This is a genomic window from Erwinia sp. MYb416 (genome assembly GCF_037479575.1).
GTDB classification, from domain to species: domain Bacteria; phylum Pseudomonadota; class Gammaproteobacteria; order Enterobacterales; family Enterobacteriaceae; genus Erwinia; species Erwinia rhapontici.
Window position 1 is genome coordinate 1 of the sequence record NZ_JBBGYT010000342.1, and the last position, 662, is coordinate 662.

1 protein-coding gene is annotated in these 662 nt (G+C 53.5%); it reads right to left on the reverse strand.

Annotation, left to right across the window (positions count from 1 at the left end):
• Positions 1-58: 58 nt before the first annotated feature.
• Positions 59-662 (reverse strand): orotate phosphoribosyltransferase (gene pyrE / locus WH277_RS04055; RefSeq protein WP_339504490.1); only part of this gene is annotated, 604 nt, incomplete at its 5' end.

Genomic DNA, 662 nt, shown 5'->3' on the forward strand with positions numbered 1-662 from the left:
ACTCGTGTAATGTTGCGGGTCGACCAGAAAAACGGTCGCCCCGCACAACGACATCCCCTCAGATACCAAACTCACTGCGATAAGCGCGTACAGCAATCAGGTGATCGGCCATTTCTGGCTGTTCTTCCAGGTAAGCAATCAGTTCTTTCAGTGTGATAATCGAAATCACCTGACATCCGTAATCACGTTCCACTTCCTGAATCGCAGAGATTGCGCCACGTCCGCGCTCCTGGCGGTCGAGGGAAATCAACACGCCAGCCAGCGTCGCCTGATGTGCCGCGATAATTTCCATCGATTCACGAATAGCCGTGCCTGCGGTGATCACATCATCCACCAGCATGATTTTACCCTGCAACGTGCTACCCACCAGCGTGCCACCCTCGCCATGGGTTTTGGCTTCTTTGCGGTTAAAACAGTAGGGCACATCACGATCGTGATGATCGGCCAGAGCTACCACCGTTGTAGTCGCAATCGGGATGCCTTTATAGGCCGGGCCAAAGACCAGATCGAAATCGATACCAGAATCCACCAGTGCCTGGGCATAGAAACGGCCCAGCAGGGCAAGGTCACGCCCGGTATTGAACAGACCGGCGTTAAAGAAATAAGGGCTTTTGCGCCCTGATTTCAGCGTGAACTCACCAAACTTCAGCACCTGCTTGTTG